The 24247-nt window shown below is 36.4% G+C and carries 26 protein-coding genes; 16 read left to right on the top strand and 10 right to left on the bottom strand.

Going from position 1 to position 24247, the window contains the following annotated elements:
* Positions 1-42: 42 nt before the first annotated feature.
* Together ACOI1C_RS08600 and ACOI1C_RS08605 are read left to right on the top strand one after the other, a co-directional pair.
* Positions 43-1047 carry a CobW family GTP-binding protein gene (locus ACOI1C_RS08600; RefSeq protein WP_422509909.1) on the top strand — a complete coding sequence of 335 codons (1005 nt, stop codon included), beginning with the start codon at positions 43-45 and terminating at the stop codon, positions 1045-1047.
* A gap of 89 nt (positions 1048-1136) precedes the next feature.
* Complete coding sequence (locus ACOI1C_RS08605) at positions 1137-1295, top strand: DUF1540 domain-containing protein (RefSeq protein WP_422509910.1); 159 nt, start codon at positions 1137-1139, stop codon at positions 1293-1295.
* Between the two features lie 145 nt (positions 1296-1440).
* On the opposite strand, the gene ACOI1C_RS08610 is transcribed toward ACOI1C_RS08605, so the two are convergent.
* Both ACOI1C_RS08610 and ACOI1C_RS08615 read right to left on the bottom strand, forming a co-directional pair.
* Complete coding sequence (locus ACOI1C_RS08610) at positions 1441-2490, bottom strand: metal ABC transporter solute-binding protein, Zn/Mn family (RefSeq protein WP_422509912.1); 1050 nt, start codon at positions 2488-2490, stop codon at positions 1441-1443.
* Between the two features lie 107 nt (positions 2491-2597).
* Positions 2598-3770, bottom strand: coding sequence for a GTP-binding protein (locus ACOI1C_RS08615; RefSeq protein ID WP_422509914.1), 1173 nt, complete (start codon positions 3768-3770; stop codon positions 2598-2600).
* A gap of 151 nt (positions 3771-3921) precedes the next feature.
* Between ACOI1C_RS08615 and ACOI1C_RS08620 the strand changes: the two genes are divergently transcribed.
* Positions 3922-4251, top strand: a complete 330-nt coding sequence (locus ACOI1C_RS08620) for an SCP2 sterol-binding domain-containing protein (protein ID WP_422509916.1) — start codon at positions 3922-3924, stop codon at positions 4249-4251.
* 1 nt (position 4252) lies between these two features.
* Here ACOI1C_RS08620 and yidD read toward each other — a convergent pair whose 3' ends face one another.
* Positions 4253-4474 (bottom strand): membrane protein insertion efficiency factor YidD, encoded by a 222-nt coding sequence (yidD, locus tag ACOI1C_RS08625; RefSeq protein ID WP_422509918.1) that lies wholly within the window; start codon positions 4472-4474, stop codon positions 4253-4255.
* 109 nt (positions 4475-4583) lie between these two features.
* Here yidD and ACOI1C_RS08630 point away from each other — a divergent pair, with 109 nt between their 5' ends.
* Positions 4584-5057, top strand: a complete 474-nt coding sequence (locus ACOI1C_RS08630; RefSeq protein WP_422509920.1) for an S-ribosylhomocysteine lyase — start codon at positions 4584-4586, stop codon at positions 5055-5057.
* Between the two features lie 110 nt (positions 5058-5167).
* Here ACOI1C_RS08630 and folE2 read toward each other — a convergent pair whose 3' ends face one another.
* Both folE2 and ACOI1C_RS08640 read right to left on the bottom strand, forming a co-directional pair.
* The gene (folE2, locus tag ACOI1C_RS08635; RefSeq protein ID WP_422509922.1) at positions 5168-6070 is read right to left on the bottom strand and encodes a GTP cyclohydrolase FolE2; all 903 of its coding nucleotides are present in this window, start codon (positions 6068-6070) and stop codon (positions 5168-5170) included.
* Between the two features lie 200 nt (positions 6071-6270).
* The gene (locus tag ACOI1C_RS08640) at positions 6271-7449 is read right to left on the bottom strand and encodes an FAD-dependent oxidoreductase (RefSeq protein ID WP_422509924.1); all 1179 of its coding nucleotides are present in this window, start codon (positions 7447-7449) and stop codon (positions 6271-6273) included.
* Between the two features lie 1158 nt (positions 7450-8607).
* On the opposite strand from ACOI1C_RS08640, the gene ACOI1C_RS08645 reads away from it, so the two are divergent.
* The 10 genes from ACOI1C_RS08645 (at position 8608) to ACOI1C_RS08690 (ending at position 16280) form a co-directional block, all read left to right on the top strand.
* Positions 8608-8964 carry a hypothetical protein gene (locus tag ACOI1C_RS08645; RefSeq protein WP_422509926.1) on the top strand — a complete coding sequence of 119 codons (357 nt, stop codon included), beginning with the start codon at positions 8608-8610 and terminating at the stop codon, positions 8962-8964.
* 21 nt (positions 8965-8985) lie between these two features.
* On the top strand, positions 8986-9726 hold the full coding sequence (locus ACOI1C_RS08650; RefSeq protein WP_422509928.1) for a class I SAM-dependent methyltransferase: 741 nt from the start codon (positions 8986-8988) through the stop codon (positions 9724-9726).
* A 254-nt stretch (positions 9727-9980) separates the two neighbouring features.
* The gene (gene rpsN / locus ACOI1C_RS08655) at positions 9981-10250 is read left to right on the top strand and encodes a 30S ribosomal protein S14 (protein ID WP_422509930.1); all 270 of its coding nucleotides are present in this window, start codon (positions 9981-9983) and stop codon (positions 10248-10250) included.
* A 26-nt stretch (positions 10251-10276) separates the two neighbouring features.
* Complete coding sequence (locus ACOI1C_RS08660) at positions 10277-11275, top strand: CobW family GTP-binding protein (protein WP_422509932.1); 999 nt, start codon at positions 10277-10279, stop codon at positions 11273-11275.
* Positions 11275-11529 carry a type B 50S ribosomal protein L31 gene (locus tag ACOI1C_RS08665; RefSeq protein ID WP_422509934.1) on the top strand — a complete coding sequence of 85 codons (255 nt, stop codon included), beginning with the start codon at positions 11275-11277 and terminating at the stop codon, positions 11527-11529. Before ACOI1C_RS08660 ends, ACOI1C_RS08665 begins: the two co-directional genes overlap by 1 nt.
* A 119-nt stretch (positions 11530-11648) precedes the next feature.
* The gene (locus ACOI1C_RS08670; protein ID WP_422509936.1) at positions 11649-12380 is read left to right on the top strand and encodes a metal ABC transporter ATP-binding protein; all 732 of its coding nucleotides are present in this window, start codon (positions 11649-11651) and stop codon (positions 12378-12380) included.
* 15 nt (positions 12381-12395) lie between these two features.
* The gene (locus tag ACOI1C_RS08675; protein WP_422509938.1) at positions 12396-13286 is read left to right on the top strand and encodes a metal ABC transporter permease; all 891 of its coding nucleotides are present in this window, start codon (positions 12396-12398) and stop codon (positions 13284-13286) included.
* 32 nt (positions 13287-13318) lie between these two features.
* Positions 13319-13705 carry a (2Fe-2S) ferredoxin domain-containing protein gene (locus tag ACOI1C_RS08680; protein WP_422509940.1) on the top strand — a complete coding sequence of 129 codons (387 nt, stop codon included), beginning with the start codon at positions 13319-13321 and terminating at the stop codon, positions 13703-13705.
* Between the two features lie 347 nt (positions 13706-14052).
* Positions 14053-14610 carry a tyrosine-type recombinase/integrase gene (locus ACOI1C_RS08685; protein WP_422509942.1) on the top strand — a complete coding sequence of 186 codons (558 nt, stop codon included), beginning with the start codon at positions 14053-14055 and terminating at the stop codon, positions 14608-14610.
* Between the two features lie 179 nt (positions 14611-14789).
* Positions 14790-16280, top strand: coding sequence for a potassium/proton antiporter (locus tag ACOI1C_RS08690; RefSeq protein ID WP_422509944.1), 1491 nt, complete (start codon positions 14790-14792; stop codon positions 16278-16280).
* Between the two features lie 257 nt (positions 16281-16537).
* On the opposite strand, the gene ACOI1C_RS08695 is transcribed toward ACOI1C_RS08690, so the two are convergent.
* On the bottom strand, positions 16538-17122 hold the full coding sequence (locus ACOI1C_RS08695) for a Uma2 family endonuclease (RefSeq protein WP_422509946.1): 585 nt from the start codon (positions 17120-17122) through the stop codon (positions 16538-16540).
* A 180-nt stretch (positions 17123-17302) separates the two neighbouring features.
* On the opposite strand from ACOI1C_RS08695, the gene ACOI1C_RS08700 reads away from it, so the two are divergent.
* Together ACOI1C_RS08700 and ACOI1C_RS08705 are read left to right on the top strand one after the other, a co-directional pair.
* On the top strand, positions 17303-18316 hold the full coding sequence (locus ACOI1C_RS08700) for a permease (protein WP_422509948.1): 1014 nt from the start codon (positions 17303-17305) through the stop codon (positions 18314-18316).
* 13 nt (positions 18317-18329) lie between these two features.
* The gene (locus ACOI1C_RS08705) at positions 18330-19283 is read left to right on the top strand and encodes a TIGR03943 family putative permease subunit (RefSeq protein ID WP_422509950.1); all 954 of its coding nucleotides are present in this window, start codon (positions 18330-18332) and stop codon (positions 19281-19283) included.
* Positions 19284-19353: 70 nt separating this feature from the next.
* Here the strand turns inward: ACOI1C_RS08705 and ACOI1C_RS08710 are convergent, their stop codons facing one another.
* The 4 genes from ACOI1C_RS08710 to ytzI all read right to left on the bottom strand — a co-directional run bounded on the left by ACOI1C_RS08710 (position 19354) and on the right by ytzI (position 24173).
* Positions 19354-21696: a putative bifunctional diguanylate cyclase/phosphodiesterase gene (locus ACOI1C_RS08710; RefSeq protein WP_422509952.1), complete on the bottom strand. Its 2343-nt coding sequence runs from the start codon at positions 21694-21696 to the stop codon at positions 19354-19356.
* 26 nt (positions 21697-21722) lie between these two features.
* Positions 21723-22268: a hypothetical protein gene (locus tag ACOI1C_RS08715; RefSeq protein WP_422509954.1), complete on the bottom strand. Its 546-nt coding sequence runs from the start codon at positions 22266-22268 to the stop codon at positions 21723-21725.
* Between the two features lie 254 nt (positions 22269-22522).
* Complete coding sequence (locus tag ACOI1C_RS08720; protein ID WP_422509956.1) at positions 22523-23992, bottom strand: amidase family protein; 1470 nt, start codon at positions 23990-23992, stop codon at positions 22523-22525.
* The gene (ytzI, locus tag ACOI1C_RS08725; RefSeq protein ID WP_422509958.1) at positions 23979-24173 is read right to left on the bottom strand and encodes a YtzI protein; all 195 of its coding nucleotides are present in this window, start codon (positions 24171-24173) and stop codon (positions 23979-23981) included. Before ytzI ends, ACOI1C_RS08720 begins: the two co-directional genes overlap by 14 nt.
* Positions 24174-24247: the final 74 nt, after the last annotated feature.

Raw genomic sequence — 24247 nt, forward strand, 5'->3', positions numbered from 1 at the left:
GATTTTGATTTATATATATACCAATATACGGAGGGATTCATTTTGAATACAAGCACAAAAATTCCTGTCTACGTTCTAAACGGATTTTTAGGTAGTGGAAAAACGACTGTATTAATTAACATACTCTCTTACTGTAAGGAGAAAGAATTAAAAGCTGGAGTCATCTTAAATGAGCTAGGGGAAACAAATGTTGAAGGTCACTTACTCGGAAGTGAGCAAATTGTCGAATTACTCAATGGTTGTATTTGCTGCACCATTCAGGAGGATTTAAAGTCCACGTTGGATGATTTTATAAGGAACCAGAAAGAATCCCCAGTTGATTTACTAATCATAGAAGGAACAGGGGTTGCAAATCCATTGGAGCTTATTGAAGCGCTTACAGATCAAATCTATGTAAATAGCTTTGAACTGCAATCCATAATTGGGATGGTGGATGCTAGTCAGTATTTAGACTATCAAAGTATTTTTACAAGCTCAAAAGAAGTCCGAAAGCTCCTGCAGGATCAAATTCAATATTCGACATTGCTGTTAGTAAATAAAACAGATCTGTTATCAACATCTAAGCTTGAGAAAGTCGAAAAGCAAATTCGAAAATCCATTACCAATGATATTCCTATTATTCATACTGCATTTGCTAAGGTCGATCGTGAAGAACTCTTTAAGAAGCGATTTTTTATGATTGATCAAGGTCATAAGCATTGCGATCATAACCATGAGCACGGAGAAAGTTGTGATCATCATCACCACCATAACCATGCGATGATAAAAGCAATTAAATTAGATCAGCTTCCTGTATTAGACCGGATTTCCCTAGAGAAATGGTATAAAAACTTGCCTAAAGAAATTATTAGGAGCAAGGGAATTGTGCAGTTGGAGGGAACGTCTGGTTTCTTTGACTTCCAATTTGCGTCTAGACGATTAACGCTGACCCAACTAGCTGAAAGTCCGAAAGTGGATCCAAGCATTGTGATTATTGGAGCCGATTTTGATGAAGAAAAAATCATGGACTCCTTTTCAAAAACTTTTTTACAGGTAACTAGAATATAGAATCAAAAAATCAGTGACAATAGGGTCACTGTTTTTTGTATAGGCAATGACGGAATTGTAAATCCTAAAAATAAAGGAGGTGTTTCATAATGGCACTAGATGTATTATGTGAAGTAAACAGCTGTGTACACAATATGCATGGCGAAAAGTGTGGGGCTACCCAAATTTTTGTAGTGAATCACAAAAGCAAAGATGCTGAAAATAGCGCAGAAACTGACTGTAAAACGTTTGAACCAGCAGGTCTGTAAATCTCTCGAAGAGGCAGCCAAGTCCGTGGTTGTCTCTTTCTCTTTTTATTATTGAAAATAATTCTCATTATTATTCACGATTACTAAATTTTTCACATAGTAAAAAGGCATAAGCCCATACAAGTGGGACTTATGCCTTAAAACTTTAGTTCAGAGCAGTTTTTAATGTTTCAAGATTTCGTCTCATAATGCTAAAGTAATCCTCATTCTTTTTAGAGTCTTCTTCTGTGAGCGCTTCAAGATTGTGAAGAGTTAAGGCTTCTGCTTTAATTTCATTCTTAACAATTTCTGCAATTTTTGTTGAAACGTTTTGTTCAAAAATGACATACTGAATGTTATGCTCTTTTGCTGTCTCAATTATTTTCGTTAATTCTTGTTGTGAAGGCTCATTCGTTGGAGATAAGCCAGAAACGCTTATTTGTTTTATGCCATAACGTGATTCCCAATATCCATAGGCTGCATGGGAAACCAAAATTTCCTTGTTCGAAGCTTGATCAATAACTTGTTTAAATTCTCCGTCAAGTTTCTCTAGCTCTAGCTTTAATTCATTAAAATTCTTCTCAAACTCTTCTTTTGCTTCAGGCTTTAATTTTTCTAGCGTATGCAGAATATTTTCAGCCAACTGAGTAGCTAAAATTGGATCTAGCCAAACATGTGGATCGTGATCCCCGTCATTATGCTCGTCTTCACCTGCGTGTTCAGCATGTTCGGCTTCAGTTTCGCCCTCATGCTCGTCTTCACCTGCGTGTTCAGCATGTTCGGCTTCAGTTTCGCCTTCATGTTCGTCTTCACCTGCGTGATCTACCTCTGCGAATTCTATTCCGTCAGCTGCTTTGACAATCATAATATCTTCTTTTTGTAAGACCTCAATGGCAGCATCTACGAAACCTTCAAGACCAGCCCCTGAATAAATGAATGCATCAGATTCAGAGATGTCTACCATAGTTTTGGCCGTTGGTTCAAATGTATGTGCGTCTACACCTGGAGGATAAACACTAATAACCTCAACATGCTCTCCGCCAATTTTTTTTGTGAAGTCTTCTAATGGAAAAATCGTTGTGTATACTTTCAATTTCTCTACTGTAGCTGAACCATTCTCTGTTTTTTCTTGTAACTTCTCTTCCTTAGGAGTACAACCAAAAAGGAAGGAGCTTAATAAAAGAAGAAGTGCAAGTAAAAGGTAATTTGTTTTCATTATTTTATCCCCTCAATCAAAATGATTTCGATTTATAATATCCTCTGTCATTATATCGTAATTATTACGATTTTAAAACCAAAAAAAATTTCACCTTTGAAAACTTCTTAAAATGAAGGTAGTGGATCTTTAATAAGTGTCCAATCTTGAATCATTTCTTCCTTCGTTAAAAGACATGCATTTAATGAGGACTCAATTTCTTCTCGGTCCATATCAATACCAATTAGAACTAACTCCGTCATCCGGTCGCCAAAATCAATGTCCCATCTTTCTAGGAGCTCTGGTTCTTCTTGAATCATTTCTTCTTGTTCATTTTTAGATAGGGCCGCAATCCATTCACCTGCAGGCTGAAACATAATGGAGGTTCCTGCTTGTGATAGTAAAATTGAAGTATTATTTCTCGAGGCGACCCAAATGAAGCCTTTTGCTCTTACAATATCTTCTGGCCAGTCTTCTAACCAATTAAATAGTCTTTCCGGATGGAAAGGAAGTCTTCTTTTGTAGACGAATGAAGTGATACCGTACTCTTGGGTTTCTGGCGTATGTTCTTCATTTAATTCCTTGAGCCAGCCAGCCGCTTGACTTGCCTGTTCAAAATCAAACATTTTTGTATCAAGTATTGAAGATAATTCGATCTGACCAAAAGTAGATTGAATAATATGAGCTTCAGGATTTAGTTTCTTTATGACTGCTTGCAATTCATTCGCAACCTCTAGGGAGATTAGATCTAATTTATTTAGTATAATTACATTGGCAAATTCAATCTGATCAATTAATAAATCAACAACTTCTCTCGTATCATGCTCGTCAGTTCCCTGTTTACGGTCTAGGAGACTTTCACCACTTGCAAAATCATGCCAAAATCTGTTGGCATCGACAACTGTAACCATCGTATCAAGCGTACAGATTTTTGTTAAATCCATCCCTGTCTCCTCGTCAATGTAAGAAAAGGTTTGGGCGACTGGGACAGGCTCACTTATACCGGAAGACTCAATTAGAATATAATCAATATCACCATTTTGAACGAGTTTCTCAACCTCTTTCATTAAATCCTCACGTAATGTACAGCATATACACCCGTTCTGCATTTCAACCAATTTTTCTTCTGTTCTAGAAAAACCACCTTGCTTAACTAGTGCAGCATCTACATTTACTTCACTCATATCATTGACAATGACAGCAACTCTTAAGCCCTCACGGTTATGTAAAACATGATTCAGTAAAGTTGTCTTTCCCGATCCCAGGTAACCACTTAATACAGTAACAGGTATTTTTTCCATTTATTCATCTCTCCTTTTCTTTAATCGTAACAATTACGATTTAACTTTTATTATCATACAAGACTAAAAATAGAATTACAAGAAAAATGTTAAAGGAAAAATCCGCCTGATAGAGAATTAGGAGTGAGTGTATAACATTTAGGAGGAGTTTATGATGACAGTAAAAGCTGAATTATTTGCATTAGTAGAGAAAATGAATTCAACTAATGAACACATTCGGAATGAAAAAGATAGAGTGTTTCAAGTGAATTTAAATGAAACGGAGTCATTACAAATCGTTATTAAAGACGGTCTAGTTGAAGTAGTGGAAGGATCGTCGAATGAAGCAGAGGTGACGTTAATACTTTCGGAGAGTAATTTTTCCAAGCTACTAAAGGATGATTTGAACACAACAATGGCCTTTATGACTGGGGGGGTAAAGGTAGAAGGTAAGGTCGGTTTAGCTTTAAAGCTACAGGAAATTGTGAAGAACTACCAATAGATTATTTTTTTTCTGGAACTGGATCTACTCCGCCAGGATGGAATGGATGACATTTGCAAATTCTTTTAGTCGTTAACCAACCACCTTTAACAATGCCGAACCGACTGATTGCTTCTATTCCGTAATGAGAGCAAGTGGGATAAAAACGGCATGAGGGTGGTTTTAATGGTGACAGGAATCTTTGATAAAATCGTATCATAAGTATAAAAGGTCTTTTAAACATATTCATCCTCCAGTCAAAATGGTAATTCATAGTATTCCAATCAAAATTAGTGTAAAAAGTTTCGTTTCACGTTATGATAAGTATAGAAGATTTTAAAGGAGTGATAAAGATGCCTTCAGTAGAAAGTTTTGATTTAGATCATGATGCAGTCGTTGCACCTTATGTAAGACATTGTGGTGTTCATCATGTAGGTAGCGATGGCGTAGTTAATAAATTTGATATTCGTTTTTGTCAGCCGAACAAACAAGCAATGAAACCCGATGCGATTCATACGTTAGAGCATTTGTTAGCATTCAATATCCGTACCCACTCAGAAAAGTATGACCACTTTGATATTATTGACATTTCTCCAATGGGTTGTCAAACAGGATTTTATCTAGTTGTAAGTGGCGATCCGACTGTTACAGAGATTATCGACCTTATGGAAGATACGTTAAAAGATGCTGTAGAAATCGTTGAAATTCCAGCAGCAAACGAAAAGCAATGTGGTCAAGCAAAGCTACATGACTTAGAGGGTGCTAAGCGTTTAATGAACTTCTGGTTACAGCAAACGAAGGAAGACCTTCATAAAGTTTTTGGATAATTGGGATTGACACCTTGCAAGTGAGCAGGGTGTTTTTTCATGTTTAAACAGAAAGATTCGTCATTCAACAACAAGCCCCTCATCCAAATTAGATAAGGGGTCACACAAAATTATTTCCGAAAAGCTACCGAAGCAATGGCATCGTGTAAGTGAATAGACTCCTCATTTCTACATTCCACCTCAAATGCAGAAAAAAAGTCCAATTCATATAAGTCAGCAGCTACAAGTCTCACCATGTCCTCGACAAATCTCGGGTTCTCATACGCTGACTCCGTGACCATTTTTTCATCAGGGCGTTTTAATACAGGATGAATCATGGCGCTTGCGTTGGATTCAGCCGCATGTAATAAGGCTTCCTTCCAATCTTCTTCTTGAACAAAGCGGTCATCTAACTCTGCTCGCATTTTTATGTATCCACGTTGATTGTGAGCACTATATTCACTTATTTCCTTGGAACAGGGGCATAAGGTGGTAACCGTACATGTCAGTCCAACCTCAGTTTTATAGCCACCTTTAACATCGAATTCAACCTTCATGTAGGCTTCAGAGTGATTTAACCCTGAAATTCCAGATGCCGGACCTTTCCTTTCATAAAACCAAGGAAACGTGACTTCCAACACGGCATTTTCTTGCTCAAGTCTAGTTGCAAGCTCTCGAAGAAAATCATGTAGAGTGCTAATAGATAGGTTAAAGCCTTGATTGTAGTATAGTTGAAGCTGCTCTGTGAAACGGCTCATATTGGTCCCTTTTTGATTAACTGGAATTTTCGATGTGAAAGAAAATGTAGCAATAGTTGTCTGCTCATTTGGTAAAAGGGTAGAGGTCACTTTTACAGGGTGCTTCACATTACTAATTCCTACAGAATTTATTTGAAATAAAAAATCTTTACGCACATTTTGCAGATCCGGCATCCCTTTTTTTTCTGTAGGCTTTGATTTAGCTCCTGGAACAACTGAACCAAATAGTTTATGTCGCTCTTCCTTCGAAGGTAAAATTAGTTTTTCATTGTTCATAAAAGTCCCCTCTCATATGCCAATCTCTCTTCAGCTATAAGGAGTATACAAATGATCCATTGAAACATCAAAAGATATGACTTAATTGATGTGCTAGGTAGTAAAGCCTCCTAATAGGAGGGGTATCGTTTATTCTTAGTAAAAGACTCTATTACTGAAGGAGACGCTAAGAAAACGGTGGAGAAATTTGTTGATAATGACTATAAACTAGAAACAATCGCTTCAGCAGCCTTTCTTGCTCCTGAGATATTTCTCGCAGAAGGTCCAATTTCTAGCTCGGCTAATGCACCAGCCACATATAGATTATTGCTCCACTTTAAGCTTTGGTCCACAATGGGGTACCCGCAAGTTGCACATTTTAACTGCTGACTCTCAATTAATGGTTCAAGCAATGCTTTCCCAGGAAGCGATTGCTCAAAGCCGGTAGTTAGAATAATGGTTCTTGTGTTGAAAGTTTCAGTGGACTCCTTAAAAGAAATACTGATGTCATTGGAACCATAATTAAAATCAGTATGTGCAATGTCTTCATCTACTATCTTTAGTTTGTTATCACGACTGGCTCTAACTAATTTCAAATAAAGCTCTCGTGTAATAGAGCCTTTATTTCTAGCGCCTACTATCATTTGTCTTCTCTGCCCTAGATCATTTGTACTTTTAAATCCATTCATATACTTAGAACCTAGCCATCCAGGATCACTGTCAAAAGCATGTATTTTAAACGGATGTCTTTTTAGTAAGGTTACGTTGCCAGGGAAGATGTCAGCTAAATGAAGGGCCGTGTGAGCAGCAGTAATACCACCACCAACAACGGTTACAGGTGGTTCCACATCATGAAGAGTCGCTAAAGTCCCGTCAAAAATATGAAAAACATGTGAATGTGCTTGTTCATATAGGCTAGATGCCCAATCTGGCCACCTAGGTTGTTCATTTAGGCCAAGTGCAAGAATAACATTAGTACCTTGTATATGATAGGAATGGTTGACTTCTACTTGCCAATGAACAGCTTCCTTGCTTAGCTTCGTTACATACCCCTTGTGCCAACTTTCCATCATCCCGTTAGAATGGATAACACGATCACAATGTTCATTGAAAACGTCCAGAGAAGGGCGTTTATATGGACCGTAAAAGGCAGTGTCCTCGCTTCTTCTATCCCGAACATACCGTTGCAAACTGAAAGGTTCAATATCGATATGATGAATGAACGGAGAACGTAAGAAAGGCATTGCAATTTTTTCTGTACAATTTTTCCAGTTCATTAGTGGTTCATCGTGTGGATCAATAATTAGAAGCTGATCTGATCGAACCTTCTTTGATCCTAATAAATACGAAGCAACAGTTGTCCCTTGTATTCCTCCACCAATAATAACCCATTCAAACATGATGTAGGCCCCCTTGGTTCTATATATATAAAACGAAACCATTTCGTTTTGATAATCATATAGAATCCCTCCACTAATCGCAAGTTAAAAGATATTTTTGACCTGCATAGGAGAGGAAGAATTGGCTGTGATCCCTACAAGAGAATAAATAATCAGCTTTGAGGATGCCGACTCCAGCTAGATTTTTTTTTCTGATGTGTCCCAGTCCAGGGAAGGGATAATGACATACAAATAGTAATGCTGACTTATCAAATGCGTCCTGAAGTAAGCTTTGACGAGTAGTTAAACCTTCTTTAGGTGACATCTCCGCACGAATATGTGAAGAAAGATGCTGTAATGTTGAGGGGGCGTTAAGTATACCTGATGCTTTTAACCAGGCCTACCTGCTATTGGTAGATGTGTTTCTCGGAGCCCTGCATCCACTAGAATATAATGTTTACCAGCTTCAATAAGTAAAAAGTTAAGTGGAGCATTAAACTCAGAGGGGATATGCTGAGTAATTTTCTCAGGAGTATCCGCGAAAATGAAGTCCTTAGGACAGGGAAGACCCCATCGGAAATGACCCTTATTCGGAATCTTCCAAATTAAAAAGTGTGTAGTTCAGAGTCCATAAATCTTCCTTAAGAGTAGTTGTAAAATGTGATGTTTGACATTATAAAAGATAACATGATATGTTATGGTAAATCGGAATGATGTTGATTTGTAATTATGTTTTATCCCATATTCTATTTCAGTTACATATTCTTTATAAGTTTCTTTATTTGAACCAGAATTATCTAGTTAAGAGGTATATATTTTTCATTAACAACTTGCAAGGAGTAGTAATATTTTAAAAATCATAATAGAGGGTGTTCAAAAAGTCCGGCAAAAATAGCTTCAAATTTCTTCGTCAGCTCGTCTCTCCGCTCCTCACGTATACAAAACATACGCTCCGGTGCTCAAGACTTCGCTTCCTCGAACTTCTTTGCTCTTTTTGTCCTCCTTTTTGAACAGACTCTAATAGTTACATTTTGCTAGGTGACATGAATAATGAATGGGCGAATACCTAAAATTAGGGTTCGGCTTTCTAAAATGATTTGAACTTTACTTTTCTTGGAAATGTATATATTATAAATCGTAATTATTATGATTTAGAAATTACAAACTGAGGTGTTGGTTATGAATGAAAAACTAATGGAGATTTTTGCCCGAGAAATTATTGCCTCTCTCCCTAAAGAGAAAAGAAGAATATATCAGTTTATTGAGAGTGAAGAAGATAAATTGGCTCAAAGAAGTAAAACGAAGGATCAGTTCTTAACTCTACTTAAAGAGCATTCTCCCTACAAACTAGCAGCCAATTGTTTCCAAGTAACTATTGGGGAAATCTATAGTTTAATGCATGAGATAGAAAATGAAATAAACAGTAGGTTAGATACTAGAATACAGAAGAAAAAATGGATTGACTATACAGAAATGATGGGAGTACAAAAGGAGGGGAATGCTCCAGAAAAGTTGTTTTTTTTATTTTTATCATAGGTGAATTAGGAGAGGAATTAAATGAAGGCTTGGTATGAGGAACATTTTCAAGAAGATTATCTCAAGATCTATCAGCATAGGCACAATGAGGCAGAAAGCGAATTAAAAGACTTGCTTCAACTATTACCCTTTAAGAGTGGACAATCTGTTCTTGATTTATGCTGTGGGTACGGTAGGCACTCACGATATCTGGCTCAGCGAGGATATAGAGTTACAGGTGTAGATCTTTCAGCCCCACTTCTTCAGGAAGCCATTTGGTTATCTTTAAACGTCCCTATTCAGTATATGAGATGTGATATGAGGAATCTTCCTTTCCATGAAGAGTTTGATCTTGTCATAAACATGTTTACAAGTTTTGGTTATTTTGAAAGTGATAGCGATAATGAAAAAGTAATACAAGGAGTAAGTCATTCTTTAAAAACAGGTGGGTATTTCCTTATTGATTATTTAAACCCCACCTTCATAGAAAACAACTTAATTCCATATTCAAGAGAGAAGCTTGAATCAGCTGAAATACTCCAGTATAGAATGATTAAAGATGGCAAGGTTTATAAAAAAATTGTTGTAAAATCAGAAAAAGGTGAAAATCAATACGAAGAGAAAATTAAATTGTATTCTTTAGAGAGCATGATTTCAATGCTAACTGCACATGGGCTTAATGTAGAAACCATTATTGGTAACTATGACTCTAGTGCTTACCATACACAGCAATCACCAAGAATGATAATTGTGTGTAAGAAAAATAAACAGGAACCGACTTGAACTTCAACTCCAAAGGCACAACTTTATTAGAAGTGATAGAAGATAAAGACAAGTCTATGATCAAAAAATTATACAAAATAGATTCCACAGTAAGTAATGCAAATAGAACAAAATGGTCCCTTTTTAAAAAAACTGAAGAAATATATGTACTACTAAGATTGGAGATAAGGTCTTAAGCCTGAATTTGACTTTCGATTGCTAAATCTTTATATTTAAATCGTAATGATTACGTTTTATTTTGAAAGGAGCTTACAATGGCAAAGAAATCAAAAGTTGCAAAAGAGAGGCAAAGGCGAGCAATGGTGGAGAAATATGCTGAGCTTAGAAGGGAATTAAAGGTGAAGGGAGACTATGTAGCATTAAATAAGCTTCCGAAAGATTCCTCTGCGACTAGGCTTAGGAATCGTTGTGCGGTAACTGGCCGTCCTAGAGGAAATCTGCGTAAGTTCGGTCTATCACGTATTGTCTTTAGAGAGCTCGCACATAAAGGACAAGTACCGGGAGTTAAAAAGGCAAGTTGGTAAACCAAACAAAAAAAGGAGTGTAAGGTGTGAAAATCGTAGACGATCGTATTCCCGTAACCATCCTGACAGGTTTTCTAGGTGCAGGAAAAACAACTTTATTGAACCGTATCTTAACAGAACAGCATGGCTTAAAGATAGCAGTTATTGTCAATGAATTTGGTGAGGTTGGAATTGATAATCAATTAGTTGTACATGCAGATGAAGAAATATTTGAGATGAATAACGGTTGCATTTGTTGCAATGTAAGAGGTGACCTAGTTCGGATTCTCCAAGATCTGTATCAGGCAAAAGAAGAGAACAAAGCTCAATTTGACCAAGTAATTATTGAAACAACTGGACTTGCAGATCCTGCGCCGGTTATTCAGACATTCCTAGTAGACCCTAGTATTGAGAATGAATTTAAAATAGATGCGGTCGTTACAGTAGTGGATGCCTATCATATTTCAAGCCAATTAAAACACAGTCATGAAGCCCAAGAACAAATTGCTTTCGCAGATATTCTTTTACTAAATAAGATGGATCTAATTACACCGGAAGAACTCTTACAAACTCAGCAGCACATTAGAAAATTAAATCCAACAGCAAAAATTCTTCATTCAAAAAACAGCAATGTCAGTATAGAAGATGTACTTGGAGTGTATTCTTTTGACCTTGACCAAAAGCTCGAAATAGAGCCTCAACTTCTTGATGAAGAGAATCATCACCATCATCATGATGATCATGTAAAATCCTTTGTACTGCAGTCTGAATTACCCTTAAATCTTGAGAGACTCAATAAGTGGATGACAACGGTTGTTCAAGAGCTTGGCGAGGATCTTTTCCGTTATAAAGGTATTTTATCTATACGAGATCAAAATGAGAGGGTTATTTTCCAAGGAGTTCATATGCTATTTGGTGCCACAACCGATCGGTCTTGGAGAGAAGACGAAAATCGTAAAAATGAACTTGTATTTATTGGAAGAAATTTAAACAAACAATGGTTTGAAGAGCAATTTCAGCATTGTTTAGAAAAGGAGTTAGCATAATGAGACCAGGAATTCACCCGTTTTATCAAAAGGTCGTATATATGGACACGAATAGTGGATTTAAGTTCCTAAGTGGATCTACAGTAGGATCTAAAGAAACAATCCAATGGGAGGATGGAAATACCTATCCTCTTATTAAGATAGAGGTAAGCTCAGATACACATCCTTTCTACACGGGTAGACAAAAGTTTGCTGACAAAGGCGGTCGAGCAGAACGATTTCTTCAGAAATATAATATGAAGAAAGAAGAGTAACAATTACTTAAAAACTGTTTGATCTTAATCAAGCAGTTTTTAGTTTGTCTTTGCAAGGATGGGGGAGTATTATATATTTAAATCGTAATAATTACGATTTAAAAGGAGGTAAGAGTACAATGATTCAATTTAAAGACGTATCCTTTACATTTGGTGAAGACATCATCTTAGAAAAAGTAAATTTAAACCTAGAAGAGAATAACTTTACAGTTGTCTTAGGTCCAAATGGGGCAGGAAAGTCAACATTTATTAAAATGTTACTTGGATTAGTAAAGCCAACAAGCGGGGTGGTTGAAGTGTTGGGAAGTTCTCCTACTAGTAAGAAATACTCCTCAATTGGATTCGTCTCACAGAAATCTAATTCCTTTAATCACAGCTTTCCCGTCTCAGTCCTAGAGGTTGTTCTAACTGGGAATGCAGGTGTAATTGGATTAGGTAAGAGGATTACTAAAGAATATACCTTAAAAGCAAAGGACGCTCTAAAACAAGTTGGGTTGCATGATTATACAAACCGCACCATTACTGAGTTATCTGGTGGACAGCAGCAAAGAGTGTTTATAGCCAGGGCTTTGATGAATGATCCTAGTCTGTTAGTTTTAGACGAACCAACAGTTGGGATAGATGCTGAGCAGAAAGTATTATTCTATGATTTGTTACATCGCTTACATAAAGAGGGAAAGACCATTCTTTTAGTCACTCATGATCGCGAAGCTGTCATAAAGTTTGCAACACATGTCCTATTTATTAATAAAAGGATTATGTTCTATGGAAGTACAAGAAAATTTTCTCATCTTGATAATGTGAATTTATCTGGACTATATGATTCCAAAGTGGTCCCGGCATATAAGTAAGGAGAGGATAAAAAAATGTTTTCGAGTCTACTTGCGTATGAGTTTATGCAAAATGCGTTTATTACTGGTTTAATGATTGGGGCAATTGCTCCCCTGCTAGGTATGTTTTTAGTGATGAGAAGAATGGCACTCCTTGCAGATGCCTTTTCACACATTACGTTAGCAGGTGTAGCAATTGGGATGTATATTGGAAAAGCTATGCCACAGCTAGCTTATCTTTCACCGATCTATACAGGAGTCATCTTTACAGCCATAGCCTCTTTCTTCTCAGAAAAGCTAAGATCTATCTATCGAGATTTTCAAGACCTTCCTCTACCCATTATTATGTCAGCTGGAGTTGGTATCAGTGTCATTTTTATCTCCTTAGCTGATGGGTTCAATACAGATTTACATGGGTATCTCTTTGGAAGTATCTCTGCTATTTCTCGCTCTGATGTCTTATTTATCATCCTTCTTGCTGTAATCGTTCTTATTGTTATCTTGTCTTTATATAAAGAGCTACTTTTATTATCCTTTGATGAAGAGTATGCAAATGTGACGGGAGTGAAAGCAAAATTCGTTAATAGGCTCTTCATTCTAGTTGTCGCTTTAGTGATTGCTTGTGCAATTCAAATCACAGGCGTTCTTCTAGTTTCCTCGCTAATGGTATTACCTGTGGCAACTGCAATGAGGATAGGTAGGAGCTTTAAACAAACGTGTATTTTTGCTATTGTCTTAGGTGAACTATCCGTAGTTCTAGGTATATTTGTCGCGTATGAACTAAATATGCCTCCAGGCGGTGTTGTAGTAATGATCTCTCTCTTGCAATTAATTGCTGTGAACTTCCTTGGAAAAACAAGATTGTATAGAATTGTACATTCAATTATTCCTAGAAAGATTAGGAGTAGCATAGACCTTAAATCGTAATCATTTTGACTTATAAGAAGGAGTGTTCTGAATTGGCAACTTGGGATTTAAGTAAAACGAAGCATCACATTTTAATTTGTAATGGTAGCAGTTGTATGGAAAATGGTGCCGAGGAGCTAACGCAAGCTATTCGAAATGAAATCCGTGACAGAGAAGCAGAGGAGGTCATACATACAACAAGAACGAGGTGTAATGGAAGATGTCATGATAAATGTGTGGTGATAGCTTATCCAGAAGGTCGCTGGTATAAGGATATGAAGGAAGAAGAGGCATCCTCTTTTATTGGGTATCTGATGGGTTCTGAAAACTTGACAACAAAAGTAAGTCATACTTATGTAGACGGAGTATTTTTAAAAGAGGATGGGATCCAAACAGGTGTTGAAAAAAAGAGGGAGCTTGTTCAAAAGGTGTCAAAATAGATAGCAAATTATTGTATCTAGTGATCGTTAGTTGGACGTTTTTATAGATTAAACGGAGGTACTAGCATTCGATAGTACAATATTATGTTTTACAGTGCCACTGTATCTTGCTTATACAGGATTCACTTTGCTTCTTCAAAAGAGGAGATTAAGAAGGTACTTTATTTAATTTGCCACCTAACTAAACCATATATATGGAGAAGACGGATTCCAATGTTTGGAAGACGTCTTTTTGTTTACAAATTCTTTCAAACTAATAGTAATTTTTTCAGATTTTGAGCATTTAATAAGCTAATGTTACATATTTATAGGTTATAATAAACTTATGTTACATTGGGGTTGGTAAAATGAAAACAGTTGAAGCTATCAAAAATGAACAGCAACTTTTATCTATGAAGACATTCTTAAAAAGTCGATCTTCACGTGACTACTGCTTATTTTTGCTTGGAATAAACACAGGTATTCGAATTTATGATTTGCTGCATCTAAACGTAAAGGATGTTTCGGACGAAACAGGTGAAATTGTCCATTTCTTGCAGCCCTCTATTTACACAGACCTTCCAATATATTTAAATATCCATGTACGAAATGCCTTACACACTTGTGTGAACGATAGCCAACTTCAACAAAGTGATTTCCTTTTTAAATCGAGAAAGTCGAATGAACCAATTACCCGTCAGCAAGCTTATAGAATTATTAATGAGGCAGCTAAACAATCTCGGTTTCATGATCCAGTCGGAACCCATACTCTTCGAAAAACATTTGGCTACCATGCCTACACCAAAGGAATCTCTATCTCACTCATCCAAAAAAGGCTACAGCAGGCCACTTCTAGAGAGACACTTCAATATATAGGGGTTGCAAATAAAGACTCAGTTCCAATCCGTCTTGACGTAAATTTATAATATCAGAAGATATATGGTTTATGCATTTGAATCCGGCTCCAGCGCCCAGCCCCTCGAGGTCAAATAACCTGAAAAAAATAAAAGGGAACATCACCCTTTTATTATTTTTTTAGAACATTTGCTTGTCGGGGCTAGACGGGACACTTGCGCCTTTTGATCTAAAAAGGGGGTTGATAATCATGTTTGCTGAAATTATCCACACGGACAAATTCATTTTACTTACTGCTATTTTATTAATTATGGGAGTATTGACGACAAAGTTCTCAAATCGTTTGGGAGTTCCAGCCCTTGTCCTATTTATGATGGTGGGAATCGTAATGGGGAGCGATGTGTTGGGTTTAATCTACTTTGATAATGCCAATACCGCACAAATGATAGGGGTCTTTGCCCTCATTATCATCTTGTTTGAAGGTGGACTTCAAACAAGATGGAGTACATTACGACCCGTTATTGTACCTTCCCTGTCTTTAGCAACAATAGGTGTTATCGTAACAACGGGAATTGTTGCGATTGCCGCAAAACTCATACTTGATGTTGACTGGAAAGTAGCCCTATTATTTGGTGCCATTGTGGGTTCTACGGATGCTGCTGCTGTTTTCGCCGTATTAAAGGGACAAAATATTAAAGAGAAAATTGGAACTACTTTAGAGGCTGAGTCTGGATCGAACGATCCTATGGCTGTATTCTTGACAGTTGCCATGGTTGAATTAATTACGATTCCAGAGGCAAGTGTATTGAAGTTAATGGGTTCATTCGTCGTACAAATGGGACTAGGTATCGTACTTGGTTTTGTTTTTGGGAAGTTGGCTGTTGCTGCATTGAATCGCATAAATCTCGATTCCAGTGGACTCTATCCAATCTTTGCAATAGCTTTTGCTTTAATTACGTATGGTATCACAGCATTTATTCATGGAAGTGGTCTACTTGCCGTGTATGTGTTGGCGATCGTAATAGGAAATGCAGAAGTAGCCTATAAACATTCAGTTTTCCGTTTTTCCGAGGGCTTTGCGTGGATGATGCAAATTTTGATGTTCGTCATTCTAGGCTTACTTGTTTTCCCGTCTGAGCTCTTTACGTGGGAGATATTTATTAAAGGAATCTTAATCTCTTTAATCCTAATGCTCATAGCAAGACCTATTGCTGTGTTCCTATCCACTATAAAAATGGATTATACAACTAAAGAGAAATTCTTTCTTTCATGGGCAGGATTAAAAGGCGCTGTGCCAATTGTTTTAGCCACTTTCCCAATGTTAGCCAATATTCAAGACAGTCAACAAGTTTTTAATGTTGTCTTTTTCGTTGTACTGACTAGCTGTTTAATACAAGGAGCAACAATTGCCCCTTTAGCTAAAAAGTTTGGATTAACGGGTCCTAAAAAGACCATTCCTATGCATTCTATAGAACTGGTGTCATTAGGAAAGGTTAATACGGAGATGATTGAATATGAAATGGAATCAGACGCTGCAATTCTAGGTAAAAACTTACTAGAAATTCCTTTTCCAAAAGGTTCACTAGTTAATGCGATTATCCGAAATGAGCAATTAATAACACCTACTGGGAACACGATATTAAAGGAAGGTGATTTCCTCTATATCCTCGTCTCGAGGAAAAGAAAGTCTGAATTAAAACAACTTTTACAAGAGAAAAAGATAATAAAAAACAAAGATTAGACCGAGCTTAAAGTCGGATCTGTGTTTATCATTAAGGCTTTTTTCTTAATGATTGTTGTTTTTTATATAGTTTTGTGAAAGTAACCCGTTGATAACAAGTTGATTGGAACGGATATGCGAGACTCCTGCTTAGAGCAGCGGGACAGGTGGGACCCAGCAGGCGCTTTCGCCGAGAATGCTCACCGCCCGCCCCGCATCCTGGAGAGGAAATCAACCACTCTTCTAAATAGCAACAAAGTTTACGAAAACAGACTTCTTTATCTTCGATTAAAGTGTTCCGAAAAACGGACGGCATCTTCAAAAACATCATCAATTGGTAAGTGGATACACGAAATAGTAGAGGAGGTTAATGTATCACCAAAGCTATAGGTTTGGTGTAGCTGATAAATTGAATTTTCGAGGATGTATTGCTCGATGGTGTAATGGTGGGTATCGACAATCCAATACTCTCCTACTTTAAAACGTTCATACACAGTCTTCTTTCGTTGCCGGTCATTTTTGGATGTACTAGGAGAGAGTATTTCAACAATCAGATCTGGGCTACCTTCAATTCGGTTCTTTTTAATAATATCAAGATTCTTGTTTGAGACATAAACGACATCCGGAATAAAACGATTATCTTTATCAAAGTAAACATCAACAGGTGCTACAAGTATTACCCCGCTTGTTTTACATGTCCCTTTTAATAGATATTGAATATCACTGGACACCACTTGATGAATAACAACAGGTGAGGGCTTCATCTCATAACGGACTCCTTCAATAATTTCATCAAAAAAATCATCTTGATCAGACGAATCATAAAGTTGAAAATCTCCTTTTGCAATTTTCTTTTTGGTCACATTTTTTACCTCCTTTTTAATTACACATATTTATAACAAGATCTCACTACGATGACGAATTCAAACTCAATTTTCATCATATTAATTAGAGACAAGCCATATACTAGAACTATATGACAAAAAACTATCGATTTGTAGTATGCTATTATTATGAGAGATTACGAGTAAGGAGTAGGATGAATGAATAACAAAGGATTATCATTAATAAAGGATTTGGTTGGATTTGGGCTCATTGCTTTGTTTTTGTTTCTTTTTTTCTTTATGGATTTCACTGCTTTGGATCCTACCAGCCTACCGATTCCAAAATCATGGCTTAATGTAAATACGATCTTCTTAAGTATTGTTCTTGAGGCTATTCCGTTTATTTTGTTAGGGGTATTTGTTTCAGCTTTAATTCAAACATATGTATCTGAGGAAACGATTCAACGTTTTATACCTAAAAATCCAATTCTGGCATTGTTGCCGGCAGCCTTACTAGGTATCGTTTTTCCCGTTTGTGAGTGTGCAATTGTACCTGTTGTCAGACGTTTAATTAAAAAGGGAATGCCACTTCATATTGGTGTAGTGCTACTTGTTGGAGCACCTATCCTAAACCCTGTCGTGTTTGCCTCTACTTATTATGCGTTCCAATCATCTTTAGAGATTGTTTATGCACGAATGGGACTAGCGTTTCTTTTGTCTATTTTCATCGGATTTGTCATTTATTTACTGTTCCAAAACAGTAATCAACTAAGATGGTCAAAAGAAGAGCTACTTGGTAGACAGACGGAGGAAGTGCCAGTTGTTGTAAAAAACAAATTTAAATCGACTCTATACCATGCAAGCGATGAATTTTTTGAAATGGGTAAATACCTTATTTTCGGTGCGTTTATCGCTAGTCTATTTCAAACGTTTTTAGATCGTGACCTATTATTACAATTAGGTTCAAGTGAGACAACGGCTCCAGCCATTATGATGGCTTTTGCGTTTATTTTGTCTTTATGTTCAGAGGCCGATGCGTTTGTTGCCGCGTCTTTTGGAGGCACGTTTTCGGTGGGTGCCATATTAGCCTTCCTAGTTTATGGTCCAATGCTAGATTTAAAGAATACGATCATGTTGTTTGCTTTCTTTAAATCGAAGTTTGTTCTAGGGTTAATGGCTGTTATTACGGTTTCTGTGTATTGCTTTATCTTACTCTATCAAGCAATTATGTAAAGAGGTGAATCAATTGGGAGAAACACGAGACTATAGCTTCCACATATATATTAGAGGAATTATATTAATAGGCTTTGCCATGCTAGCTTTTAAGCTGGTTCTTACAGGAGATATTTATAATTTTATAGCACCGAAAATGATGCCATTTATTTATTTTGCAACGATTACTTTCCTTCTACTAGGGATTGTACAGATTTGGAGAAGTAGTTCAAAGGATCACGATGAGCTGTATTGTAACTGTGGTGTTGATCACGGAAATACGAGGAACACACTACAGTCAACGGTCATATACTCCATTTTTATTTTACCAGTTGTCACTGGGTTTCTTTTCTCAGAAGTAGTCCTTGATTCTTCTGTAGCGGCAAAACGTGGGTTTACTGGAAATAAAGTAGCGGCAACTAACGAGTCAGCAGAATTTGATGAACAAAAAGTATTAGACTATCTAGATGATCCGGAAGAATACATCTCACAACTCGAACAAACCTATGGTATAGATGGAAGTCTAATCTCAGAAGACACTCCACTCGAGCATCCTGAGGGATTTGAAATCCAAGCTCCGCCAGAAGGTTTCTATGAAAAACTAGAAGCCCAATTACTCGCAGAAGATAAAATTGTCGTGGAGGATGAAACGTACATCCAAACGATGAATATTATTGATTCAAATGTAGATAAGTTTGTTGGGAAAAAAGTAGAAATGATAGGTTTCGTGTTCAGAGAAGAAGATTTCAAAAGCAATCAAATGGTTGTTGCACGATTCGGTCTTTCCTGTTGTGTTGCAGATTCGTCTGTTTACGGAACACTTTCAACAGGTGATATGGTTAAAGATTTGAAGGATGACCAGTGGGTAAGAGTGTCCGGGACATTTGAAAAGGCAGAATACAACGACTGGGAACTCCCTTACTTGCAAATTGAGGAAATCGAGCTGATTGAACAGCCGAAGCATCCTTATATCTATGAGAAGTATTAATTTCTAAAAAAAGTTAAAGAATTCAATGGAAAATTGGAGAAAGAGGGTACATAACTATGTACCCTCTTTCTTAAAGACGAATTAGCTCAGTTTTGTAAACTAGTTTTTCAAAATCTTCAATTGATAAAGGACGGCTGAAAATAAATCCTTGGTAATGCTCACAGCCTATCTCTTTTAGAAACTGTAGTTGAGATTCTGTTTCTACACCTTCAGCTAACACATTTAAATGTAAGGCTTTTGCCATCAATGTGATCAATCTTACAATAGCGGCATCTTTTTCACTCTCCTGAATGGCACTGATAAAGGAGCGATCAATTTTTAGGCAATCTATCGGGAATTGACTAAGGTAGCGGAGAGAAGAATACCCAGTTCCGAAATCGTCCATTGCTATTTTAATACCCATCGATCTTAGAGAAGTTAGCTTTTCAAACACACTCTCAAAATCATCCATAGCAATTCGTTCTGTAATCTCTAGCTCCAGATAGTGCGTATCCACACCTGTTTCCTCAACAATATCAGAAATGATTTGAATGAAATTTGGCTGTTGAAAATCCTTAGAGGATATATTAACTGCTACTTTTACTAGTGGCAACCCTTTTGACTTCCAATAAACTAATTGCTTACATGTGGATTTTATGACCCAACTACTAATTAAATTGATTAGCCCTGTTTCTTCTGCAATTGGGATAAACTGTTGTGGGGAAACAAAGCCTACTAAAGGCTTTTCCCACCTAATTAGAGCTTCTGCTCCAATAATTTCCCCTGTGTCTACAGATACCTGTGGTTGAAGATGGAGTTTGAACTCTTCCTTCTCAATTGCTTTTCTTAAAGAGTTTTCAAGTTCAATTCTAGAATGGTTTTCCATAAAATCATCATAGAAAGCAAAATTATTTTTCCCTTTTTCCTTTACGTAGTACATGGCTGTATCAGCATACATAAGGAGAGATTCAAAATCATTCCCATTGTCTGGATATAACGAAATACCTATACTTGGTGTGACATGTACTTCTATTCCTTCTATTTCAAAGGTTTTCCCCGTTTCAATCAATATTGTTCTAGCAACATCTTCGGTGGAATCTATACCTTTATGTTCAATGAGAATGGAAAATTCATCTCCACCAATTCTAGCAATTGTTACATTCTTACCTAAACTGTGCACGAGTCTTTGGCTTAATTCATTAAGTAACTTATCTCCAAAAGAGTGTCCTAAACTGTCGTTAATATGCTTAAATCTATCAAGATCAATTAACATGATAGCAAGCTTAGAGTCCGGTTTCATAACTCGAATAAATTTAGAGAGCTTTCTTTCAAACATCCTTCTGTTTGGAAGATTCGTAAGCATATCATGATAGGCCATATATTCTAGATTACTTAAGGATTCTTCTAGCTGTTCTGTTCTCTTTTTTACTTTAAGTTCGAGTTGATCATTTAAATTCTTAAATTTATTTACTAGTGTATCATTTTCAATTAAGGTTAAAATTTGCCTGATAACTATTAACATCATACAAATAAAAAAGAAGAAGATAATACTATCCACTTTTTGATTATAAGATTGAAAAATTACAACAATGAATAATAGAGCAAAGCTTGTATAGGTTATACTATGGCGAAAAATAATCGCACTTTTTTTCTGTGATTTATTTTTAGGTTTAAAAGTGGCAGTACCATCATGGTAAACAGCAGAAAGACCTATAAATAATAAAGATAATATCCAAAGTTGCTCACTAAGACCACCAATTAAATAAGACTGACTTACCTTCTGGTAAGAAAAGAGTGTGTCACCAATAATTTGAATAAGTAGACCTAATATTAGGAAAGTAGTTGATTTTCGATTAAAAATAGTGTTTGAAGCAATTAGAATACTTAAGGTTCCAAAAAGTACACCTAAATCCAGAATAGGATATAAGAGCTCTGGAAATATCTTTAGATCGGTGCTCTGAGTAAGAATAGGGTTAATAATAAGCTTCCAATTAAAGGCAGTTGCGACGAGCATAACTATTAAAATATCAAAAAAGATTCTTAGAGTTAATAATTTACTTTTGTGCACATACATAAGTACGACTAATGCGAATAAATAAAAACAATTTTGTCCAATCCACAAGAGGTCAGGAATATTAATATCAGAAATTACTTCTATCTTAAGAATGAACTCATAATAAGACCAGAGTGTAATTGCAGATAAATAACTTAGGCAGCCAAGAGAAAGAAAGAACCAGAAAAACCTGCTAGGACCGTTTGTTCTTTTAAAGCAAGAGAATAACCACCAAAAAGAAACGAGTGTTGCTAGTATATGTAATCCAAAACCGCCAATATAATAAATTTCTTCTATATACTCGTAGGATATACTCCATAAATAATTGACAAATGTAAATGTAAACATAAAGATCAAAGCTGTTTTTTTATTATTTTTCATCGGATGATTCCTTTTTGAGAGTTAGGTTATTTTAATTCAGGAATTTTTAAAAGCCAGCTGTACTTATCTATATTTAAGAAAACCTCTTTCAAGTTTATTAATGTGGGAATAACATCATCACCTTTATAAAAGAAAGGGTCCCCAACAGCAATAATAGGAATCTTATAAACATCTCGAAGTGAAGTAAAGAAAGCTTCTTCAAATAAACCAACACAATAAATGGTCTTATGTTTCATTGCATAGTCACCGATTACTTTAATGATAGTATGTAGATTTTCACTTCTATGTTCTTTTAAGATCGCAGCCTTGTCTACTTCAATAGTTTGTAGCATATTTTCTTTTAAGTAATCTAATTCATGAAATGGATAAACTGTATTTATTTCATTTTCCTCATTTAGAGTATATTCCTTTACTTCAATCGTACCAACGTATACTCCGCTCGAATTACTGATTAAGAAACGTTCTGCAACTCCATCGTAAAAATCTATTTCGTAGCCTTTTTCTTCCCAGCATTCCATCCATATATTATTATAAATGGTCAATTCCTCTGAAGTATTAACCTTTTTGTACATGGTTTCCCCCTAGAATAATATCTAAAAATTTAGTTATAAATAATCTCCTTTCATCGTATGGTGTAACTCAAATAAATACAATGCATTTTTGCAGTTTTAGGCGAATTTAGTCGAAAAAAATTTAGTTTATTGATAGTATCCTAGTTTATCTTACGAATAAATAGAGTTTTTCTACAATAACTAAAAAGGAAGTGCAAAGTCATTGCACTTCCTACAAATTATTCGTTTTCAAAACTTATATAGCCTTTCTTCTATCAATCCATTTTCGGAGGTACTCGTAATCTTGTTTTTTGCTCAAACGCATAAGCAATCTCAATCAAAATGGGTTCATTAAAGGCAGTCCCTGTAAATGTAATCCCTACAGGTCCATTGTCTGATGAGTAACCAGCAGGAACTGTGATGGAAGGATAACCAGCTTTAGCAGGAATCCCAGCTCCAAAGTTATTTGGAAAGACAATAGCATCCAAATCGTTTGTTTCAAGAGCAAAATCGATACCTTGTTCAGTGGACATATATTGATCACTCTCTAGGCTTACTAAATATTTTGCCTCTGTAAGAGTTCCACTCGTTTGATCTGAATCTAGTAGCACCTTTTGACCATATTTCAACGTTAAATCAGCATTTTCGTCATTGAAACGAATGACATCAGTCAAACAATGGATGCCGATACTAGGGTCAATATTTCGTAAATAAGCATTTAAATCAGATTTAAATTCGTAGACGAGTACATTGTAGTCCCATTCCTCTTTAGCTGCTGGGATATCTATCGAATCTATGATTATTGCTCCGTTGTCTCTTAAGACAGCAATCGCTTCTTCCATTCTCGCTTTTTCTTCTTCAGATAAATAATCAAAGTAGCCACCGCGTGCTATCCCAATTCGCTTACCTTTCAATCCATCCTCTAGCAAGAACTCAGTATAATCATATTCAATGATATTTTTGGATGTAGAAGGATCTTCTTCATCTTTTCCAACGATGATATTTAGAAGAATAGCTGCATCCTTTACTGTTCTTGTCATTGGACCAGCCGTGTCTTGGGTATGCGCAATGGGAATAATGCCTGTGCGGCTGACAAGTCCGATTGTTGGTTTTATCCCAACAATTGAATTTCTACTCGCGGGACTTAAAATTGAGCCTGACGTTTCAGTTCCAATGGCAATGGTGGCGAAGTTTGATGCGATCGCTGCACCTGAACCAGAGCTGGATCCACCAACATCAAATTTGCCTGGACCATACGGGTTTAACACCTGACCGCCCCTGGAGCTATATCCTGATGGCATCTTTTCAGCCATGAAGTTTGCCCATTCAGTCATGTTTGTCTTCCCTAATATGATTGCACCAGCTTCACGTAGTTTACCAGCTATAAATGAATCCTGAAACGCGTATGAATCCTTTAGTGCTAATGAGCCTGCACTTGTATGTAATTTGTCACCTGTATCAATATTATCCTTTAATAGAACAGGAATTCCGTGAAGAAGACTTCTAGGGCCACCAAATGCACGCTCTGCATCTAGTGCTTCCGCTATTTGAAGTGCATCAGGATTTACCTCAAGGACTGCATTTACAGAGATACCACTTTTATTGTAGGTAGCAATTCGGTCAAGATATAGTAAAACTAACTCTTTGGCCGAAACCTCTCCATTTTCCATGGCTTCTTGTATTTGATCAATAGTGACTTCTTCTAACCATTCTTCTTTCAGTTTAGCTAGCTTAGGATTTTTCATCGGGACTTTCCTCCACCTGATTTTTATCTTTTATTTTTTGATCCTCTTGTTCTTTTAAATATGGATTCTCCTCTAGCTGATCAACCGTTTGTTTATAGGCGTAGCCTTTGTTAATCGTCAAGATACTTAATAGTAATATGATGATGACCACTATGATTGAAATAATTAGGACTGTATACATACGGTACCCCCTTATTATCTATATTTTAACATGCAATATAACTGAATGGTATGAAAACTCATGTCTGAAAAAAG

The organism is Bacillus sp. DJP31 (assembly GCF_049310945.1).
In the GTDB taxonomy this organism is placed as follows: Bacteria; Bacillota; Bacilli; order Bacillales; family SA4; genus Bacillus_BS.

Coding starts and splice junctions, on each gene's coding strand:
- ACOI1C_RS08605 (WP_422509910.1), top strand. CDS start 1,137: ATGGCACTAGATGTATTATGTGAAGTAAACAGCTGTGTACACAATATG.
- ACOI1C_RS08610 (WP_422509912.1), bottom strand. CDS start 2,490: ATGAAAACAAATTACCTTTTACTTGCACTTCTTCTTTTATTAAGCTCC.
- ACOI1C_RS08615 (WP_422509914.1), bottom strand. CDS start 3,770: ATGGAAAAAATACCTGTTACTGTATTAAGTGGTTACCTGGGATCGGGA.
- ACOI1C_RS08620 (WP_422509916.1), top strand. CDS start 3,922: ATGATGACAGTAAAAGCTGAATTATTTGCATTAGTAGAGAAAATGAAT.
- yidD (WP_422509918.1), bottom strand. CDS start 4,474: ATGTTTAAAAGACCTTTTATACTTATGATACGATTTTATCAAAGATTC.
- ACOI1C_RS08630 (WP_422509920.1), top strand. CDS start 4,584: ATGCCTTCAGTAGAAAGTTTTGATTTAGATCATGATGCAGTCGTTGCA.
- folE2 (WP_422509922.1), bottom strand. CDS start 6,070: ATGAACAATGAAAAACTAATTTTACCTTCGAAGGAAGAGCGACATAAA.
- ACOI1C_RS08640 (WP_422509924.1), bottom strand. CDS start 7,449: ATGTTTGAATGGGTTATTATTGGTGGAGGAATACAAGGGACAACTGTT.
- ACOI1C_RS08645 (WP_422509926.1), top strand. CDS start 8,608: ATGAATGAAAAACTAATGGAGATTTTTGCCCGAGAAATTATTGCCTCT.
- ACOI1C_RS08650 (WP_422509928.1), top strand. CDS start 8,986: ATGAAGGCTTGGTATGAGGAACATTTTCAAGAAGATTATCTCAAGATC.
- rpsN (WP_422509930.1), top strand. CDS start 9,981: ATGGCAAAGAAATCAAAAGTTGCAAAAGAGAGGCAAAGGCGAGCAATG.
- ACOI1C_RS08665 (WP_422509934.1), top strand. CDS start 11,275: ATGAGACCAGGAATTCACCCGTTTTATCAAAAGGTCGTATATATGGAC.
- ACOI1C_RS08670 (WP_422509936.1), top strand. CDS start 11,649: ATGATTCAATTTAAAGACGTATCCTTTACATTTGGTGAAGACATCATC.
- ACOI1C_RS08675 (WP_422509938.1), top strand. CDS start 12,396: ATGTTTTCGAGTCTACTTGCGTATGAGTTTATGCAAAATGCGTTTATT.
- ACOI1C_RS08685 (WP_422509942.1), top strand. CDS start 14,053: ATGAAAACAGTTGAAGCTATCAAAAATGAACAGCAACTTTTATCTATG.
- ACOI1C_RS08690 (WP_422509944.1), top strand. CDS start 14,790: ATGTTTGCTGAAATTATCCACACGGACAAATTCATTTTACTTACTGCT.
- ACOI1C_RS08700 (WP_422509948.1), top strand. CDS start 17,303: ATGAATAACAAAGGATTATCATTAATAAAGGATTTGGTTGGATTTGGG.
- ACOI1C_RS08710 (WP_422509952.1), bottom strand. CDS start 21,696: ATGAAAAATAATAAAAAAACAGCTTTGATCTTTATGTTTACATTTACA.
- ACOI1C_RS08715 (WP_422509954.1), bottom strand. CDS start 22,268: ATGTACAAAAAGGTTAATACTTCAGAGGAATTGACCATTTATAATAAT.
- ACOI1C_RS08720 (WP_422509956.1), bottom strand. CDS start 23,992: ATGAAAAATCCTAAGCTAGCTAAACTGAAAGAAGAATGGTTAGAAGAA.
- ytzI (WP_422509958.1), bottom strand. CDS start 24,173: ATGTATACAGTCCTAATTATTTCAATCATAGTGGTCATCATCATATTA.